The 18,378-nt window shown below is 73.0% G+C and carries 16 protein-coding genes; 12 read left to right on the forward strand and 4 right to left on the reverse strand.

What is annotated here, in order from left to right; genetic code table 11:
- The first annotated feature begins 88 nt into the window (after nucleotides 1-88).
- The 5 genes from OG403_RS24600 (at nucleotide 89) to mutM (ending at nucleotide 3,954) form a co-directional block, all read left to right on the forward strand.
- Nucleotides 89-1,267, forward strand: coding sequence for an ATP synthase F0 subunit B (locus tag OG403_RS24600; protein ID WP_442910972.1), 1,179 nt, complete (start codon nucleotides 89-91; stop codon nucleotides 1,265-1,267).
- Nucleotides 1,268-1,445: 178 nt separating this feature from the next.
- Entirely contained in the window at nucleotides 1,446-2,090 is a 645-nt protein-coding gene (locus tag OG403_RS24605) for a YceD family protein (protein ID WP_329567901.1), read from the forward strand.
- Between the two features lie 2 nt (nucleotides 2,091-2,092).
- The gene (gene rpmF / locus OG403_RS24610) at nucleotides 2,093-2,266 is read left to right on the forward strand and encodes a 50S ribosomal protein L32 (RefSeq protein ID WP_030056747.1); all 174 of its coding nucleotides are present in this window, start codon (nucleotides 2,093-2,095) and stop codon (nucleotides 2,264-2,266) included.
- A 20-nt stretch (nucleotides 2,267-2,286) separates the two neighbouring features.
- Nucleotides 2,287-3,069 carry a ribonuclease III gene (rnc, locus tag OG403_RS24615; RefSeq protein WP_329567903.1) on the forward strand — a complete coding sequence of 261 codons (783 nt, stop codon included), beginning with the start codon at nucleotides 2,287-2,289 and terminating at the stop codon, nucleotides 3,067-3,069.
- 24 nt (nucleotides 3,070-3,093) lie between these two features.
- Nucleotides 3,094-3,954 (forward strand): bifunctional DNA-formamidopyrimidine glycosylase/DNA-(apurinic or apyrimidinic site) lyase, encoded by an 861-nt coding sequence (gene mutM, locus OG403_RS24620; protein WP_329567905.1) that lies wholly within the window; start codon nucleotides 3,094-3,096, stop codon nucleotides 3,952-3,954.
- A 41-nt stretch (nucleotides 3,955-3,995) separates the two neighbouring features.
- Here the strand turns inward: mutM and OG403_RS24625 are convergent, their stop codons facing one another.
- The 3 genes from OG403_RS24625 to OG403_RS24635 all read right to left on the reverse strand — a co-directional run bounded on the left by OG403_RS24625 (nucleotide 3,996) and on the right by OG403_RS24635 (nucleotide 7,228).
- Nucleotides 3,996-4,922: a hypothetical protein gene (locus tag OG403_RS24625; RefSeq protein WP_329567907.1), complete on the reverse strand. Its 927-nt coding sequence runs from the start codon at nucleotides 4,920-4,922 to the stop codon at nucleotides 3,996-3,998.
- A 103-nt stretch (nucleotides 4,923-5,025) separates the two neighbouring features.
- Nucleotides 5,026-6,654, reverse strand: coding sequence for an LCP family protein (locus tag OG403_RS24630; RefSeq protein ID WP_329567909.1), 1,629 nt, complete (start codon nucleotides 6,652-6,654; stop codon nucleotides 5,026-5,028).
- On the reverse strand, nucleotides 6,647-7,228 hold the full coding sequence (locus OG403_RS24635; protein ID WP_329567911.1) for a DUF6542 domain-containing protein: 582 nt from the start codon (nucleotides 7,226-7,228) through the stop codon (nucleotides 6,647-6,649). Before OG403_RS24635 ends, OG403_RS24630 begins: the two co-directional genes overlap by 8 nt.
- A 290-nt stretch (nucleotides 7,229-7,518) precedes the next feature.
- On the opposite strand from OG403_RS24635, the gene OG403_RS24640 reads away from it, so the two are divergent.
- From OG403_RS24640 to ftsY, 6 genes are all read left to right on the forward strand, one after another.
- Nucleotides 7,519-8,943, forward strand: coding sequence for an EGFR-like transmembrane domain-containing protein (locus OG403_RS24640; protein WP_329567913.1), 1,425 nt, complete (start codon nucleotides 7,519-7,521; stop codon nucleotides 8,941-8,943).
- A 96-nt stretch (nucleotides 8,944-9,039) separates the two neighbouring features.
- On the forward strand, nucleotides 9,040-9,540 hold the full coding sequence (locus OG403_RS24645) for a winged helix-turn-helix transcriptional regulator (protein ID WP_329567915.1): 501 nt from the start codon (nucleotides 9,040-9,042) through the stop codon (nucleotides 9,538-9,540).
- 31 nt (nucleotides 9,541-9,571) lie between these two features.
- On the forward strand, nucleotides 9,572-9,853 hold the full coding sequence (locus OG403_RS24650; protein WP_329567917.1) for an acylphosphatase: 282 nt from the start codon (nucleotides 9,572-9,574) through the stop codon (nucleotides 9,851-9,853).
- A 406-nt stretch (nucleotides 9,854-10,259) separates the two neighbouring features.
- Nucleotides 10,260-10,463 carry a hypothetical protein gene (locus OG403_RS24655; RefSeq protein WP_035846027.1) on the forward strand — a complete coding sequence of 68 codons (204 nt, stop codon included), beginning with the start codon at nucleotides 10,260-10,262 and terminating at the stop codon, nucleotides 10,461-10,463.
- A gap of 252 nt (nucleotides 10,464-10,715) precedes the next feature.
- On the forward strand, nucleotides 10,716-14,315 hold the full coding sequence (gene smc, locus OG403_RS24660; protein WP_329567919.1) for a chromosome segregation protein SMC: 3,600 nt from the start codon (nucleotides 10,716-10,718) through the stop codon (nucleotides 14,313-14,315).
- Nucleotides 14,316-14,363: 48 nt separating this feature from the next.
- Complete coding sequence (gene ftsY, locus OG403_RS24665; protein ID WP_329567921.1) at nucleotides 14,364-15,563, forward strand: signal recognition particle-docking protein FtsY; 1,200 nt, start codon at nucleotides 14,364-14,366, stop codon at nucleotides 15,561-15,563.
- An 89-nt stretch (nucleotides 15,564-15,652) separates the two neighbouring features.
- Here ftsY and OG403_RS24670 read toward each other — a convergent pair whose 3' ends face one another.
- A complete protein-coding gene (locus OG403_RS24670) occupies nucleotides 15,653-16,378 on the reverse strand; it encodes a bifunctional DNA primase/polymerase (protein ID WP_329567923.1) in 726 nt (241 codons plus the stop codon).
- Nucleotides 16,379-16,726: 348 nt separating this feature from the next.
- Here OG403_RS24670 and nsdA point away from each other — a divergent pair, with 348 nt between their 5' ends.
- Nucleotides 16,727-18,184 (forward strand): transcriptional repressor NsdA, encoded by a 1,458-nt coding sequence (gene nsdA, locus OG403_RS24675; RefSeq protein ID WP_329567925.1) that lies wholly within the window; start codon nucleotides 16,727-16,729, stop codon nucleotides 18,182-18,184.
- The last annotated feature ends 194 nt before the right edge of the window (nucleotides 18,185-18,378 follow it).

Genomic DNA, 18,378 nt, shown 5'->3' on the forward strand with positions numbered 1-18,378 from the left:
ACCGGAGCAGCGCGGAGCGCCCAGGATTCTGACGTACAGTCTGTAGTCCGCCAAGCGGTACTCACGGAAAGACAGAAGCCCCGTGGACGTGCAGAACAGAGTCGACGAGATCGTCGCCGTGGTCGAGAGCGCCCGTGCGATGCCCATGTCGGCCTCCTGTGTGGTGAACCGGGCCGAGCTGGTGGCGCTGCTGCAGGGGTTGCGCGAGGAACTGCCCGCCGAACTCGCCCAGGCCCAGTCGGTGATGGCCGACCACGAGCAGATGGTGGCGGACGCGCGCGGCGAGGCCGAGCGGATCATCCAGGGCGCGCACGCCGAGCGGGGCTCGCTGATCTCCGACACCGAGGTGGTCCGCCGGGCCCAGGCCCAGGCGGACCGGATCCTCGCCGAGGCGCGCGAGGAGGTCACCCTCAAGCGCCAGGAGGCGGACGACTACGTCGACAGCAAGCTGGCCAACTTCGAGGTGGTGCTCACCAAGACGCTCGGCGCCGTCGGCCGCGGCCGCGACAAGCTGCGCGGCGAGGGCGCCTACGGAGCCGAGGACGGCGAGGAGTTCCAGCCGACCGTCAGCCCCAGCCCCGAGGTCGACGAGTACGTGGACGCCAAGCTCGCCACCCTTCAGGCGGTACTCGGCGGCACCCTGGAGGCGGTCGGCCGGGGCCGCGACAAGCTGCTCGGCAAGGCCCCGATCGACGACCTGGGCGCCTACCTGGCCGCCGCCGACCAGGCCCAGCAGCAGAAGGACCGGGCCGAGGCGGTGGCCGCCGGCTTCGCCGCCGAGGACGACGAGGAGCAGCCCTGGTACCGGGAGGAGGTCCCGGTGCAGCAGAGCTGGCCGCAGGAGTCCCCGGTGGAGGCCGGCTGGCAGGCCGCTCCCGCTGAGGGCGCCGGCTTCGCGGCCCAGGCCGCGCCGGCCTACCCGGGCCAGGAGTACGCCGAGCCGAACGCGGTCCAGTACGCCACCGCCCAGCAGACCGGGTACCAGGACGCCTACGGCGGCGGCTACGACCCGGCGGCCGGCCACGTCGACCCGTACGCCGGCCAGTACTACCAGGGCCAGCAGCAGGGCGACCCGTACGCGGCGGGCTACTACCAGGAGCAGCAGCCGGCCGGCTACCCGCCCCAGCCCGGCTACGACCCCGGGTACTACCAGCAGCAGCCGACCCAGCCCGTCCAGGCGATCCAGCCGGCCTCACTGGACGAGACCAGCTTCTTCGACACCAGCATGATCGACATGACCAGGCTGCGGGAGCTCGGCGGCCGCTGAGCCCGGGGCCGGTCGGCGAAAGTTGGGCCTGGGCGCGCCGTCGGGTACGCTGACCACTCCGGCTCTCTGCCGCCGGATTGTTCGGCTGCCCGCGTTACCGCAGGTCGGGCCGGATCCCACAAGCAACAGATCAGTCGCGCCGCGCAGAGATGCGCCCGCCGCCAGGAAGCCAGGAACCGTGAACCGCCTCGACCACCGCGACCCGCTCGTGTTCGACACGCATGAGCTCGGCCGTCGCCCCGGCTCGCTGCGCACGGTCGAGCGGACCTTCGAGGCCCCCGAGGGCCTGGGCGTCGCGGAGGTGATCGGTGTCCCGACGGGCAGCGAGATCACGCTGGAGCTGCGCCTGGAGTCGGTGGTCGAGGGAGTGCTGGTCACCGGCACCGCCGAGGCCCACGTGACGGGTGAGTGCGCGCGCTGCCTGGAGCCGGTCGAGGACGACCTCGACGTGGACTTCCAGGAGCTGTACTACTACCCGGAGGCCGACGAGCGCGGTCGGAGCCGGAAGTCCACCGAGGACGAGCAGTCCGAGGAGGACGAGGAAGAGACTTACCGGTTGGAGGGCGATTTCTTCGACCTCGAACCGGTGCTGCGTGACGCGGTGGTGCTCGCACTGCCGCTGCAGCCGGTGTGCCAGGACGACTGCCTGGGCCTGTGCTCCGAATGCGGAGCGCGACTCAGCGACGACCCGGACCACCACCACGATGCCGCCGACCCCCGGTGGGCGGCACTGCAGGGACTCTCCGCCGCCCCCGGCGACGAGGGTGACGAGAACAAGGACAGCGACACCCGTGAGGGTCTCGCCGAGAACCAGGAGAAGTAGCCGTGGCTGTTCCGAAGCGGAAGATGTCGCGCAGCAACACGCGCCACCGCCGTAGCAACTGGAAGGCCGTCGTCCCGGCCCTCGTGGCGTGCGACCGCTGCCACGAGCCGAAGCTGGGTCACATCGCGTGCCCGAGCTGCGGCACGTACAACCGTCGCCAGGTCCTCTCGGTCTGATCGGCGGGGTGGACGGATCGATGTCGGACGCTCACTCCTCCCGCAAGTCGGGTCCCCGTAAAAGCGGGGGTGAACCGGGCGGCGGGCCGGCTTCGACCGCATACGACGTCCTGGAAGGGCGCCTCGGGTTCCAACTCGAGCGCGCCCTTCTGGTACGTGCCCTGACGCACCGCTCGTTCGCCTACGAGAACGGCGGCCTGCCCACCAACGAGCGCCTGGAGTTCCTCGGCGACTCGGTGCTGGGCCTGGTGGTGACCGACACCCTCTACCGCATCCACCCGGATGTGCCGGAGGGCACGCTCGCCAAGCTGCGGGCCGCGGTGGTCAACTCCCGCGCGCTCGCCGAGGTGGGGCGCGGCCTGGAACTGGGCACCTTCATCCGGCTCGGCAAGGGCGAGGAAGGCACCGGTGGCCGTGACAAGTCCTCGATCCTCGCGGACACCGTCGAGGCCGTGATCGGCGCCATCTATCTCGACCAGGGTCTGGAGTCGGCGACCGAGTTCGTGCACCGCCTCTTCGACCCGCTGATCGCGGAGTCCTCCCAGCTGGGTGCCGGTCTCGACTGGAAGACCAGCCTGCAGGAACTCACCGCGGCGGTCGGGATCGGCGTGCCCGAGTATGTGGTCGAAGAGTCCGGCCCGGACCACGAGAAGACCTTCAACGCGGCTGCCCGGGTGGCTGGCGAGGTCTTCGGCAGCGGCACCGGACGCTCGAAGAAGGAAGCCGAGCAGAAGGCCGCCGAGAGCGCCTGGCGGGCGATCAAGGCCAAGCACGGCGACAACCCCGCCGCTCCGGCCGCTTAGGCACCGGATCCAGGAGGCCCAGCCGTGCCCGAACTTCCCGAAGTCGAGGTGGTCCGGCGCGGTCTGGCCCGCTGGGTGAGCGGTCGCACCGTCGCCGCGGCCGAGGTGCTGCACCCGCGCGCGGTGCGCCGCCAGGCCGCCGGCGGCGCGGACTTCGCCGCCCGGCTCGCCGGGGTCACGCTCGGCGAGGCCCGGCGGCGCGGCAAGTACCTCTGGGTGCCGTTCGAGGACGGCGGTTTCGGGCTGCTCGGCCACCTCGGGATGAGCGGTCAGCTGCTGGTGCAGGACCCGGCCACCCCCGACGAGACCCATCTGCGGGTCCGATTGCGGTTCACCGACGGCGGGCGCGAGCTGCGCTTCGTCGACCAGCGCACCTTCGGCCACCTCGCGGTGGAGGAGCTGGACACCGACGGGCTGCCCCACTCGCTGGCGCACATCGCCCGGGACCCGCTCGACCCGCGCTTCGACGACGCCCGCTTCCTCACCGCGCTGCGCGCCAAGCGCACCACGGTCAAGCGCGCGCTGCTCGACCAGAGCCTGATCAGCGGGGTCGGCAACATCTACGCCGACGAGGCGCTGTGGCGCTCCAAGCTGCACTACGACCGCCCCACCGACACCCTCACCCGCCCGCTGGGGCAGCTGCTGCTGGCGAACGCGCGCGAGGTGATGACGGCCGCGCTGGCGGTCGGCGGCACCAGCTTCGACAGCCTCTACGTCAATGTGAACGGTGAGAGCGGCTACTTCTCCCGGTCGCTGGACGCCTACGGCCGCGAGGGCGAGCCGTGCTACCGCTGCGGCACCCCGATCCGGCGGGCCGCCTGGATGAACCGCTCCAGCTACTTCTGCCCGCGTTGCCAGCGGGTGCCGCGCCAGCGGGCCGACTAGGACCTGGCCGGTAGTTCAGCGGTCCGCCAGTTCGCGCCGGCTCAGTGCGCGGCGGCCTGGTGTTCGCGCGCCTCCACCTGGAGGGCGCCCTCGCCCTCGCCGTAGTGCGCCACCGCGACCGCGCCGGCCACCGCGAGCACGAAGCCCAGCAGGCCCAGCCAGCCCAGTCCGGCCCGGGTCGCGTCGCCCAGCCAGAGCACCCCGACGATCCCGGGGACCACCGTCTCGCCCACCACCAGGGCGGCGGTGGCGCCGTTGACCGAGCCGATCTGCAGCGCCACCGTGTGCAGGTACATCCCGCCCAGGCCGCCGATCAGGATCGCGTACAGCGCGGGGTCGCTGACCAACTGGCCGACGTTGAAGGGGTCCACGCCGTTCAGCACCCGCACCCCGATGCCGAGCGCGCCGAAGCCGAGGCCGGAGAGCAGGCCGGCCACGATCGCCCCCTTGGTGCCGAGCCGCCGCACCAGCAGCGAGCCGCCGCCGATCACCGCGATGGAGATCAGCAGCAGCCACCAGTGGGTGGCGATCGGTACGGTGCCGGTGCCTTCGTGTCCGGCGGCGATCGCGAGCAGCACCAGCGCGCCGCAGACCACGCCGATCGCGGTCCACTCCGGGCGCTTGAGCCGCACGCCGAGCAGCTTGATGCTGCACAGCGCGGTGATCACCAGGTTGGCGCTGATCACCGTCTGGCAGAGGAAGAGCGGCAGCAGCCGGGCGGAGAGCGCGCCGAGCAGGAAGCCGACGAAGTCGAGCACCGTGCCGAGGATGAACTCCCAGGTGACCACGGCCTTGGCGGTGGAACCCAGGCTCGGCCCGCCGTGCTCGGTGACCTGGGTCTTCGCGGCACCCGCCGACTCGGCCCGGCCCTCCTCGCGGGCCGAGCGGCGCGAACCGACGGCTTGCAGCACCGAACCGACGCCGTAGCAGGTGGAGGCCGCGACGGCGGTCACCAGGCCGATGATCACAGGAACTCCGATCGGGGCGCGCGGCGCGCGAAGGGCGGGATGGGTCCCACTATGCCTTGTGGGACAGGGCGCGGTGAAACCCTGTCCCGTCCGACGGACCTGGTCAGTCGACGCAGGGGATGCCGCCCATCTTCACCGCGGGCCCCTGCATCGGCAGGTCGGCCGCCGGGTCGGGGCCGCCGGGGGCGGCGGGGGTGGACGGCGCGGCGGTGGCCGTCGAGCCGGGCGGGGTGAAGGCGGCGCCCAGGGTCAGTTGGACGTGGCCGGCCTTGACCGCGGAACTCGCCGTGGCGGTGACGCCGTAGCGGGCCGCCACCTGGTCGGCGGCGTCCTTCGCGCCGGTGCCGTAGGTCACCGTGGTCCGGCTCTGCCGGGGGCCCTGGACCGCGCGGCCCTCGGTGAAGCCGAGCGCGGCCAGCGCCTTGGCCTCGCTCTCGGCGGCGTGCGGGACGGTGGAGGTGTTGGTCACGTCGACCGTCCCGCTCGGCTTGGCCCCCTGGTCGGGGGCCGGGCTCGGGGCGGCGGGCGACTGGGGGCCCGGCGCGGTCGTGGCGGGGGCCTGGTTCGCGCTGTCCACGGTGGTGCCGGCGGGCAGCGGGTCGTGTCCGATCAGCTGCTGGACGATCCGCTTGATCTGCACCGGGTCGACCTTGTTCACGTCCTGCCCGTTGATCGTCGCGAAGCCGGCGATCGGCAGCGTGTTGGCCTCGACGTGGCCGCCCGAGAGGTTGGGCGCCTGCTGGGCGAAGTCCAGCACGTTCCACCGGTCGTCGGTCACCACGTCCTTCTTGACCACGCCGAGCAACTGCTGCATCTTGCCCAGGTCGCCGACCACGCCCTGGTCCTTGAGCTTCTTCACCACCGAGGCGATGAAGGCCTGCTGGCGATGGGTGCGGTCGAAGTCGCCGTTGGTCAGGTTGTGCCGCTGGCGGACGAAGGAGAGCGCCTGGGAGGCGTTGAGCGTGTTGAGCCCGGCGTGGAAGTCGGCACCGGAGCCCTGGCCCGCCATCGCCGGGTCCTTGGTGTCGCGGTTGAGGCAGACCGTGATCGGCTGCACCGCCTTGGCGATGTCGTAGAAGCCGAGCAGGTTGACCTCGGCGAAGTGGTCGATCGGCACCCCGAGGAAACTCTGCACGGTGGCCAGCGTCGCCTTGCGGCCGGCCTCCCGCCCCTGCCGCTCCAGGTCGGCCTTGCTCAGGCCCTTGCCCGCCAGCTTGGCCTCGGCAGCCGCCTTGGCGATGCCGTAGGCCTCCTTGATCTTGTGCATCCTGCCGTCCGCGCCGACCGTCTGGACGTAGTCGTCGCGCGGGATGGAGAGCGCGGTGACCTGTCCGCCGTTGGCCGGGATGTGCATCAGCATCAGGGTGTTGGTGTTGTAGCCGCCGACCTCGCTGCTGGAGCCGGCGTGCAGCTCGTCCTGGACGAACTCGCCCGGCAGGTCGTTGCCGTCCATGTCCTTGCGGCTGTCCAGGCCGATCAGCAGCAGGTTCACCGAGTTGTCCAGGTGCGGCGGGGCGCCGTTCCTGATCTCGTCCAGCGCACTGGAGGTGGTCATGTTGCTGGACAGCGCGTGCACCGCGTACCAGGTGAAGCCGCAGGTGCAGAGCACCGCGAGCGAGGTGACGCAGGCCATCGCGCGGCCGGCGACCAGCAGCGGCGAGCGCCGCCGGGGCCTGGGCTTGCCGGGGCGGGCAGCGCCGGCCCGGCGGTCGGGGCTGGGCCGGTCAGCCACGGCGGCTCCTCTTCTGCTGCTCCGGACGCTGGTTGCGCTCCAGGACGATCCGCGCCGCGATCACCAGCACCGCGCCCGCCAGCGCCCAGCCCATCACCGGAAAGCTGTGCACGGCCCACTTGGCGGCGCCGGTGGCCAGCGCTTTCGTGTCGGCGTACTTCTCCCGGTCGGCGAGCAGTTCGGCGCCGGCCGTGCAGCCGAGCACCACCGGGGCGACGGCGGTGAGCACCCACCACCAGCCGGCCCGGGTGGCCAGCCAGGCGGCGGCGGCCGTGCCGAGCACGGTCAGCACCGCGAAGACCCCGCCGGGCGCGGAGCCGAGCAACTCGTCGGTGAACGCGCCGATCACCGGCAGGCCGAGCGCCGCCAGCACGGTGGCGCCCGGGTTGGGGCGACGGGTACGGGTGCGCGAGCCGGTCCGCGACCGGCCGGCCGCCCGCCCGGCCGAGGCCTGGCCCGCACCGGGCGGCGGCGCGTCCGGTCCGCGCCGCGGGGCCGGCAGCTGGGCGCCGCGGGCTCGGCTCCGGGGCCGCAGCTGGTCGCTCGTGGGCGTGCTCGCCCGTTGGCCTGCCATGTCCCCTACCTCGTCCGGTCGGCCGGTGTCGCCGGCGGTCGCCGGCCTGTGACAGTTGCGCAATCTAGCAAGCGTTGGGACGACTTCGGGCCTGTCGGCGGTTCCCCGACTCCCGCTACGTAACGCTTGCGTAAGAGAATAAGTTTTGATGTGACTTTGAATCCTACTTGGTTGACATGGTAACCATCATGGGGTTCCGAACAGTTGGCGGCTCGCAGGCCGCCGTGCGGCCCGGCGGCGGTGCATCCGCTCCCAGCTGGTCCGATGAGCCGACCGGTAGCGTCTGGTTCATGAGAATCGTTCTTCACCGTTCCCGGGCGGCCGGGCCGGGCGCGGTCCTGGCGATACTGCTCGGACTGCTCCTGCTGCTGGCCCCCGGCGCCGCCGTCGCCGCGGGCGGGCTCGACGACGCGTCCGCGGCACTCAAGCAGGGCAAGGTCTATGTCGATCCGGCGATGACCGGTCAGTTCTCCCAGGCCCAGGCCGACGCCCTGACCAAGACGATCAAGGACGCCGACAAGCCGATCCTGGTCGCCGTCGTACCGGCCACCAGCCAGTACCCGGCCGCCACGGTCATCGCCGATCTGCGCACCAAGGCCGGCGTCACCGGGGTCTACGCCGTCTGGCGCGGCACCCAGTTCGCCGTCCGCACCGACGGCGCCGCGCTGAACGAGCTGACCGCCCGCAACTACGCGCAGGCCGCGTTCGATTCCCACCACGGTGATATCAACGCGACGTTGACCGATTTCGTCACCAGTGCCGCGCCGAAGGTACGGGGCCACGCGCCCGGTTCGGGCGGTTCCGGGATCAGCGCCGCGCTGATCGTGGTCCCGCTGGCGATCCTGGCGCTGGTCGGCGTCGGCGGCTTCCTGCTGGTCCGCCGGGCCCGCAAGCGCCGGGAGGAGCAGTTGGCGGCCGAGTTGCGGGCGCTGCGCACCGTGGTCGACGAGGACATCACCGCCTTCGGTGAGGAGTTGGAGCGTCTGGACTTCACGCCGGGCGCCCCCGGCGCGGACGACGCGCAGCGCGCCGACTACGAGCACGCGCTGGACGCCTATGAGCGGGCCAAGCGCACCATGGATGAAGCCCAGCGCCCCGAGGACGTCAAGGCGGTCACCGAGGCGCTGGAGGACGGCCGCTTCTCGCTCGCCACCCTGGCCGCCCGGCGCGCGGGCCGGCCGCTGCCGGAGCGCCGCCCGCCGTGCTTCTTCGACCCGCGGCACGGCCCCTCGGTCCAGGACGCCGACTGGGCGCCGGCGGGTGGCGCCACCCGCTCGGTGCCGGTCTGCGCGGCCGACGCGCAGCGCCTGGCCACCGGCCTCGACCCGGCGATCCGCACCGTGCAGACCGACCAGGGCCCGCAGCCGTACTGGAACGCCGGCCCGGCCTACGGTCCTTGGGCGGGCGGCTACTTCGACAGCTACGGTTCGGGGCTGCTGCCGGGCCTGCTGGTCGGCACCATGCTCGGCTCGGTCTTCTCCGGCCCCGGCGGCTGGTCCGACGGCGGCTACCCCGGGGGCGGCGGCTTCGACGGCGGCTTCCCCGGCGGTGCTGAGCAGTACCAGGGCGGCGACTTCTCCGGGGGCGACTTCAACCCGGCCGACTTCGGCGGCTTCAACGGCGGGGACTTCGGCGGCGGCGGAGATTCCGGCGGTGGGGACTTCGGTGGCGGGGACTTCGACGGTGGGGACTTCTCCGGCGGCGGCGACTGGTAAGGCGCCCACCCCCGGCCCCGGGCCGGGCCCGTTCCCTCGGGAGCGGGCCCGGCCTGCTTGGTTCGAGAATGGAACTGCCTGTGGCAGGCTGATTTCGTGACCACTGCCAGCACAGCCGGCCCCGGCGCCGGCAAGTCGACCGGCCGCCCCTGCTCGATCGCCGCCGCCCTGCAGATCCTCGGCGAGAAGTGGGCGCTGCTGGCCGTGCGCGAGCTCTTCTACGGCAACCACCGCTTCGACCGGATCGCGCGCAACACCGGCGCCCCGCGTGACCGGCTCACCGCCCGGCTGCGCGCGCTGGAGGAGGCCGGCGTGATCGAGCGGCGGCTCTACCAGGAGCGGCCGGCGCGCTACGAGTACCACCTGACCCGGGCCGGCCGGGAGCTGGCCCCGGTCACCCAGGCGCTGCTGGCCTGGGGCGACCGCTGGGCGGTCGAGGAGCCGCCGGTCACCCTGCGCCACCACGGCGCCGGCCACCCGGAGCACCGGCTCGACGCGGCCTGGGTCTGCCGGGAGTGCGGCGAGGAGGTCGCCCAGCCCGGTGTCACGCTGGACATCCACACTCCTGGCTGGGAGCGCTCGGGGCCGGTCGACTAGACCGGCCGACCCGACGTCGTAGGGTCGAGGGATGCACGACGAAGACGTACGGGCCACCATCTGGGTGCGCGGCACCGTCCAGCAGGTCGGCTTCCGCTGGTGGACCCGGGCCCGCGCGCTGGAGATCGGACTGAGCGGCTACGCGAGCAACCTGGGCGACGGCCGGGTCCAGGTGGTCGCCGAGGGCCCGCACGCCGACTGCGAGCTGCTGCTCGCGCTGCTCCGCGGCCCGGACACCCCCGGCCGGGTGACCGGGGTGACCGAGATCTGGAGCGCCACGGGTACGGGGTACGACGGCTTCGCGATCCGCTGAGCGGACCTGCGCAAGCCCGCACCGGGACCTGCGCTCAGGGGGGACCGGTCGGGGCCACGGTGGTTGCCAACTCCGTCCACTCGTGGTTAACTCCGCATCGTGCAGTGATCCACCCGACGTTGGGTGGTGTCACCCGCGGCCTGTGGCGTGAGTCGACCGCCATGCAGGTGACAGCGGCGCCGTAGCACGCGGTGATCGTGTTGACCCGTAGGGTCTTTGGTGAGACGCTGGAAGCCCGCGCACGCGACCGTGATTTCGGGCAGGGCCATGCCCTGTGGCCGTACATCCACAGTGCCTGACCTGGCTGGCAAGCCGGCTGCCCGGCTTTTGCGAGCGCGCGCGTCAACCCCTTCCCCTCGACCTGTACCGTACCGGTTCGGTCACTCAGCGTGGAGGACCATACATCATGGCAAAGGCGCTTCTCGGGTACGTCGGCGGTCCCGACCCGCGAATGCTGTCCGAGATGCGGCGGCTTCAGCAGCGCGTCCAGGACCTGGAAGCCGAACTTGTTCGGATGCAGGCCGAGAACGACGCACTGGTCGCTGTCGCCGACGAGCACTCCTTGCTCGACAGCATCGGCCTCGGACAGCGGGAGCCCGCACTCACCTGAAGCACAACCCAATCGACCGGCCTGTGACCGGCCGATTTTGCCGCGCGCGGATGTTTTCCGCTTCGCCTCGGGCACCTCTGCCGATCAGCTGACCGCTGATCGGAATGGGCGCCCGGCGGTGGGACGCGATCATCGGGGACGCCCTCACCGGCGTCCCTTCGTCGTTCCTTCCTGCTCACGTTCTGTTTGTCCGATGCTGCCCACGGCCCGCCCTCCCGAAACCGGCGCGTCGGACGGATACAGTCGAACGCTGTGCACCTCAAGAGTCTGACCCTGCGCGGCTTCAAGTCCTTCGCCTCGGCCACCACCCTGCGCTTCGAGCCGGGCATCACCTGTGTGGTCGGCCCGAACGGCTCCGGCAAGTCCAACGTGGTCGACGCGCTGTCCTGGGTGATGGGCGAGCAGGGGGTCAAGTCGCTGCGCGGCGGCAAGATGGAGGACGTCATCTTCGCCGGGACCAGCGGGCGGGCCCCACTGGGCCGGGCCGAGGTCAGTCTGACCATCGACAACAGCGACGGCGCCCTGCCGATCGACTACGCCGAGGTGACCATCACCCGGACGATGTTCCGCAACGGCGGCAGCGAGTACGCGCTGAACGGCGACACCTGCCGGTTGCTCGACATCCAGGAGCTGCTCTCCGACTCCGGCATCGGCCGCGAGATGCACGTGATCGTCGGCCAGGGCCGACTGGACTCCGTGCTGCACGCCGACCCGATGGGCCGCCGCGCCTTCATCGAGGAGGCCGCCGGGGTGCTCAAGCACCGTAAGCGCAAGGAGAAGGCGCTGCGGAAGCTGGACGCGATGGCCGCCAACCTCAACCGGGTCCAGGACCTGGTGGCCGAACTGCGCCGCCAGCTCGGCCCGCTCGGGCGGCAGGCCAAGATCGCCCGGCGGGCCGCCGGGATCCAGGCCGAACTGCGCGACGCCCGGCTGCGGCTGCTCGCCGATGACCTGCTGACGCTGCGTCAGGCCATAAAGGCCGAGGTGGCGGACGAACTGGCGCTGCGGCTGCGGCAGTCCACCGTGGAGCAGGAGCTGCAGCGGGCCCGGCAGCGCGAGGCGGTCCTGGAGGCGCAGGTCGAGCAGCTCGGGCCGCGCCTGGAGGCCACCCGGCAAGCCTGGTACCAGCTCTCCGCGCTGATCGAGCGGACCAGGGGCACGATCGGCCTGGCCGAGGCCAAGGTCCGGCACGCCGCCGGCGAGGGCCAGGCCGAGGAGCGGCGCGGCCGCGATCCGCAGGAGCTGGCCGCCGAGGCCGAGCGGGTCCGGGCCGAGGAGGCCGCACTGGCCGAGGCACTGGAAGAGGCGCAGTACGCGCTGGCCGAGGCGGTGGAGACCAGGGCCGCCGCCGAACGCGCGCTCACCGAGGAGGAGCAGCGGCTGAAGACGGCCGCCCGAGCCGTGGCGGACCGCCGCGAGGGGCTGGCCAGGCTGCAGGGCCAGGCCGCCGCGGCCGCCTCCCGGGCGGCCGGCGCACAGGCCGAGATCGAGCGGCTGATCACCGCCCGGGACGAGGCCGCGCTGCGGGCCGAGGCCGCGCGGGCCGAGTGGGAACTGCTCCAGGAGCAGGTCGCGGGCCTGGAATCCGGCGACGAGCAACTGGAGGCGGCGCACGGGCAGGCACGTGAGGCGCTGGCCGGCGCCGAGCGGGAGCTGAGCGCGGCCCGCGAGGCCGCCGCCGGAGCCGAGCGCGAGCGCGCGGCCCTGACCGCCCGTCACGAGGCGCTTTCGCTGGGCCTGCGCCGCAAGGACGGCACCGGTGCGCTGCTGGACGCCGCGGGGACGCTGACCGGCCTGCTCGGCCCGGCGGCCGAGCTGCTCACCGTCACCCCCGGTCACGAGGTGGCGCTGGCCGCCGCGCTCGGCGCGGCGGCCGACGCGGTCGCGGTCGCCGACCCGGACGCGGCGAGCGCCGCGCTGCGGCTGCTGCGCGAGCGGGACGCGGGCCGCGCGGCGCTGCTGATCGCGGGCCGGCCCGACCCGGCCGACCCGGACCGGCCGACCGGGCCCGCCCCTGACGGCGCCCGCTGGGCCGCCGAGCTGGTGGCCGGCCCCGCCGAACTGCTGTGCGCGGTACGGGCCCTGCTGGCCCGCACCGCCGTGGTGGCCGATCTGGACGCCGCCCGCCGACTGCTGGCCGCCCACCCCGAGCTGACCGCCGTCACCGCTGAGGGCGACCTGCTGGCGGCCCACCTCGCCCAGGGCGGCTCGGCCGGACCACCCAGCCAGCTGGAGACCCAGGCCGCGGTGGACGCGGCGGCCCACGCGATCGAGGAGCTGGCCGCGCGCTGCGCCGGGCTGGCCGAGCGGCTCGCCGAGGCCAAGGAGCACCGCCGCGGGTGCGCCGAGCAACTGGACCGGCTGGCCGCCGAACGCCGCAGCGGCGAGAAGCAGCGCGCCGAGGTGGCCGGTTCGCTCGGTCGGCTCGGCGGTCAGGCGCGGGCCGCCGCCGGCGAGGCCGAGCGGGCCGCCGACGCGGTGCGGCGCGCGGAGGAGGGCCGCACCGCGTCGGCGCAGGCCGCCGCGGAGCTGGCCGAGCGGCTCGGCGCCGCCGAGGAGCTGGCCGGGGAGCAGGCCGCGGAGCCGGACCCCGCCGAGCGCGACCGGCTGGCCGAGGCCGGGACCGCCGCCCGGCAGGCCGAGTTGGAGGCCCGGCTCGCGGTGCGCACCCACGAGGAGCGGGTCCGCTCGCTGGCCGGGCGGGCCGAGAGCCTGGACCGCGCGGCCGCCGCCGAACGCGAGGCCAGGGCCCGGGCCGCCGAGCGCCGCCGCCACGCCGCCCGGCAGGCCCAGGTGGCCGGCGCGGTCGCGGCCGGCGCCCGGCAACTGCTCGCCGCCCTGGAGGTCTCCCAGGGCCGGGCGGATGCCGAGCGCACGGCGGTCGAGCAGGCCAGGGCCGAGCGGGAGAGCGCACTGCGCGCCAGCCGTGAGCGCGGCCGGGAACTCAAGGACGAGCTGGACAAGCTGGTCGACGCCGGACACCGGGACGAGGTGCTGCGGGCCGAGAAGCGGCTGCGGATCGAGCAGTTGGAGGCCCGCGCGCTGGAGGAGTTCGGCATCGAGGGGGACGACCTGCTGGCCGGCTTCGGCCCCGACCAGCCGGTCCCGCCGGCCACGCCGGAGGAGGGGCAGGAGCCGGGGGAGAGCCGTCCCTACGTCCGGGCCGAGCAGGAGAAGCGGCTGCGCGCGGCCGAGAAGGCGTACCAGCAGCTGGGCCGGGTGAATCCGCTGGCGCTGGAGGAGTTCGCCGCGCTGGAGGAGCGCCACCAGTTCCTCGGTGAGCAGTTGGACGACCTCAAGCGGAGCCGGCGCGACCTGCTGGAGATCATCCGGGACGTGGACCAGCGGGTCGAGCAGCTCTTCACCGCCGCCTTCCACGACACGGCCGCCCAGTTCGAGGGCGTCTTCTCCCGGCTCTTCCCCGGCGGCGAGGGCCGGCTGCTGCTGACCGACCCCGACAACATGCTCACCACCGGGGTCGAGGTGGAGGCCCGCCCGCCGGGCAAGAAGGTCAAGCGGCTCTCGCTGCTCTCCGGCGGCGAGCGGTCGCTGACCGCGGTGGCCATGCTGGTCGCCATCTTCAAGGCCCGGCCCAGTCCGTTCTATGTGATGGACGAGGTGGAGGCGGCGCTGGACGAGACCAACCTGCGCCGGCTGATCGCGATCATGGAGGAGCTGCGGGACAGCTCCCAGCTGATCGTGATCACCCACCAGAAACTGACCATGGAGTGCGCCGACGCGCTGTACGGCGTGACCATGAAGGGCGACGGGATCTCCCAGGTGATCAGCCAGCGGCTGCGTCCGGAGCACCGCGAGCGGCGGGCCCCGGGACCCCGGGAGGCAACGGTCTGAGCACGGTTACCGCCGCTGGGGCCCGGTGTCACTGATACTGGGGTGGTTATGGAATACGTGATCCTTGCCGTAGTCATCGCCGTGATCGCCGTTGGTGCGGTCGCCGGCCTCGTCGTCAGCGGCAGACGACGTAAGGAACTGCCCCCGGTCCAGCGGCCGACCACCATCGAGCCGAAGACCCCGAGCGAGCCGCAGGTCGGTGACGAGGCGGCGGCGCCGAGCCAGGCGCCGGTGCAGACCGTCGAGGAGGTCGAACTCCCCGAGGCGGCCGAGACCGTCGAGGCCGAGCAGGCCGTCGAGGCGCCCGCCATCGAGGTGCCCGAGCCGACCGCGGGCCGGCTGGTGCGGCTGCGCTCGCGGCTGTCGCGCTCGCAGAACTCGCTCGGCAAGGGCCTGCTGACCCTGCTCTCCCGGGACCGGCTGGACGAGGACACCTGGGAGGAGATCGAGGAGACCCTGCTCACCGCCGACGTCGGCGTGGCTCCGACCCAGGAGCTGGTCGAGCGGCTGCGCACCCGGGTCAAGGTGCTCGGCACCCGCACCCCGGCCGAGCTGCGCGCGCTGCTGCACGAGGAGCTGGTCGCGCTGATCGGCACCGAGGCCGACCGCTCGCTGAAGACCGCCAAGCACGAGGACGGCCGCCCGGCGGTGGTGCTGGTGGTCGGCGTCAACGGAGTCGGCAAGACCACCACCTCCGGCAAGCTCGGCCGGGTGCTGGTGGCCGACGGCCGCACGGTGGTGCTCGGCGCCGCCGACACCTTCCGCGCCGCCGCGGCCGACCAGTTGCAGACCTGGGGCGAGCGGGTCGGGGCGCGCACCGTGCGCGGGCCCGAGGGCGGCGACCCGGCCTCGGTCGCGTTCGACGCGGTCAAGGAGGGCATCGCCGAGGGCGCCGACACCGTGCTGATCGACACCGCGGGCCGGCTGCACACCAAGACCGGCCTGATGGACGAGCTGGGCAAGGTCAAGCGGGTGGTCGAGAAGCACGGCCCGGTGGACGAGGTGCTGCTGGTGCTGGACGCCACCACCGGGCAGAACGGTCTGGTGCAGGCCCGGGTCTTCGCCGAGGTGGTGGACATCACCGGCATCGTGCTGACCAAGCTGGACGGCACCGCCAAGGGCGGCATCGTGGTCGCGGTGCAGCGTGATCTGGGCGTGCCGGTCAAGCTGATCGGCCTGGGTGAGGGTGCCGACGACCTGGCGCCGTTCGAGCCGGGCGCGTTCGTCGACGCGCTGATCGGAGACTGAGACCGGCGGCTGACAGCCGCTCGGTAGCACTGGGGCGTCCTTCCCGTCGGGAGGGGCGCCCCGGCTCTTTCGCTCAGAAGGCCGGCGGCTCAGGAAGCCAGCCAGGCTGGCGACAGCATCGGCTGGACCGCCGCCCGCTCCCGCCCGCGGTGGCACGCGTAGGCGAGGGTGCCGAGCAGCAGCCGGGCCTCCGGCGGGCGGGCCGCGCTCTCCCGGCAGGGGTGGCGCAGCCAGCGCACCTGTCCCAGGCCGGGCAGCACGGTGGGCGGCGCGGCCAGATAGGCACCCTCGCCGTGGCAGCCGAGGTCGAGCGCGGCGTCGTCCCAGCCCATCCGGTAGAGCAGGTCGGGCAGTTTCTCGGCGGTGCCGCAGGCCACGAAGAAGAGCAGCCGGCCGGTGGGCGCGGCGAGCACCGGGCCCACCTGGGTGCCCATCCGCTCCAGCCGGACCAGGGCCCGCAGCCCGGCCGGCTCGGGCACGTCCAGTACGTCGAAGCCGCGCCCGGCCGGCAGCAGCACGCTGGCCTGCGGATCGCCGTCCCAGAGCGCCCGTGCCTCGTGCGCGCTCGCGCCGGCCGGTAGTTCGCGGACCGGGACGCCGTGCGGCGGGTGCAGTCCCGGAGCCGCGCAGTGCGGCCGACCGCAGGCGCAACCGCCGCCAAGCCGCGGCCGGGCACTCGACCCGGTCCGGACCGGCGAGCCGCCGAGGGCGACCGTCCAGCCCCAGCGCCCGGCGTACTCGGCCGCTGCCATGTACGCGGTGGCGCGGGTGCGGCGGCGCGAGCCGAACCTCAGATCGCCGAACAGGTTGTCCATGCCTCCCCCAACAGAATTCGGTTGCCGGCGGTTACGGGACTGTGACGTACCGTCAAATTCTCGCGTCCGGCGTGTGTTCTCGCTCGACGGCGCGCGGCGGGCAGCGCGCGCTGTTGAATGCTTTCGCCGGTGGGGCTGCCCCGGGGCGGGTCCGGCTACCAGTGAAGCGCCGGTGGCGGGATCGCGGATCCACTCGGGGGGTGGCGAATGGTGGCGTTTCCCGGCGAAGCATCCCCCGGACGGCTCATGGCAGGTTACGTTCAGCACGCGGACCAGGGCAGTGGGTACGCGGGCGGGACAAATGAGCAGACTCCGAACGGGGTCGGGCGGGACAGGGGTGGACCCTCAATGGCAGAGAAGCAGCCCAACGAGAAACTGACGGCGTGGTTCGCCCGCAGCGGCTGGTCCAAGGGCGAGTTCGCCAGGCAGGTCAACCGGCAGGCCCGCACGCTGGGTGCGCACCACGTCAGCACCGACACCTCGCGGGTGCGCCGCTGGCTGGACGGCGAGCAGCCGCGGGAGCCGATCCCGAAGATCATGGCGGACCTCTTCTCCGAGCGCTTCGGCTCGGTGGTCTCGGTCGAGGACCTGGGCCTGCGCACCGTCGTCCCCGTCTCCACGGTGGCCGGCGGCGGGGTCGACCTGCCCTGGAGCGGGCCGCAGACGGTGCAGCTGATCAGCGAGTACTCCCGCAGCGACCTGATGCTCAACCGCCGTGGCTTCCTCGGCACTTCGCTGGCGCTGACGGCCGGCGCCGCGCTGATCGAGCCGATGCAGCGCTGGCTCACCCCGGGCCCCGGCGGCTCGCCCACGCCGATCCTGGCGGCGGCCAACGGCGGTGAGCCCTACACCGGCCGGCTCTCCGAGCCGGAGCTGCAGCTACTGGAGCAGACCACCGTGATGTTCCGGCAGTGGGACGCGCAGAACGGCGGCGGCCTGCGCCGCAAGGCGGTGGTCGGCCAGCTGCACGAGGTCACCGACCTGCTGCAGGAGACCTACCCGGTGCAGGTGACCCAGCGGCTCTTCCGGCTCACCGCCGAACTCGCCCACCTGGCCGGCTGGATGTCCTACGACGTGGGCATGCACCCGAGCGCGCAGAAGTACTACGTGCTGGCGCTGCACGCGGCCAAGGAGGCCGGCGACCGCCCGTTCGGCGCGCTGATCCTCACCGACATGAGCCGCCAGATGATCCACCTGAACCGCGGCGAGGACGCCCTGGAGCTGATCCACCTGGCCCAGTACGGCAGCCGGGACACCGCCACCCCGCGCCAGCAGGCGCTGCTCTACGCGATGGAGGCGCGGGCGTACTCCAACATCGGCGAGGTCAACCGCTGCGCCCGCGCGGTCCGGTTGGCCGAGGACACCTTCACCGACGCCGGGCCGATCGAGCAGGACCCCAACTGGCTGCGGTTCTTCTCCAAGGCGGAGCTCTACGCGGAGAACGCGCACTCCTTCCGCGACCTGGCCTACCACTCCTCGCGCAGCCCGCGGTACGCCTCGATGGCCGAGCCGGTGATGGCCACCGCGGTGGACCTGTTCCGTGCGGACAAGGAGAACCACACCCGCTCCTACGCCTTCAACCTGGTCGGCATGGCCAGCGTGCACCTGCTGCGCGGCGAGCCGGAGCAGGCGGCTTCGGTGGCCGAGGAGGCGGTGGACATCGCCGGAAAGGTGCGCTCGGAGCGGCTCAACACCCGGGTCCGCAAGACCTCGGCGACGGCGAGCCGGGACTACCGCTCGGTTCCGGCCGTCAACCGGCTGGCCGAGCTGGTGGTGGATCAGATTCCGGAGTACGAGGCGGTCTGACCCTCATCCTTTCGGTGGACCCGGGGTGATCGGTTGGGTACCCCGGGTGGTGTGCGGCGGTACGGTACCTCACGGCCTGTCATGGCACGGCCGTAGTTCACGCACCCGTAACGGGTGCGTCAACCGTGTCACCACGGCGAAACACCGAGCCGCACTGGCCGAAACCCGTCTTCGGCACTCTCCTCTTCATCGCC

Source organism: Kitasatospora sp. NBC_01266 (genome assembly GCF_036242395.1).
GTDB lineage: Bacteria > Actinomycetota > Actinomycetes > Streptomycetales > Streptomycetaceae > Kitasatospora.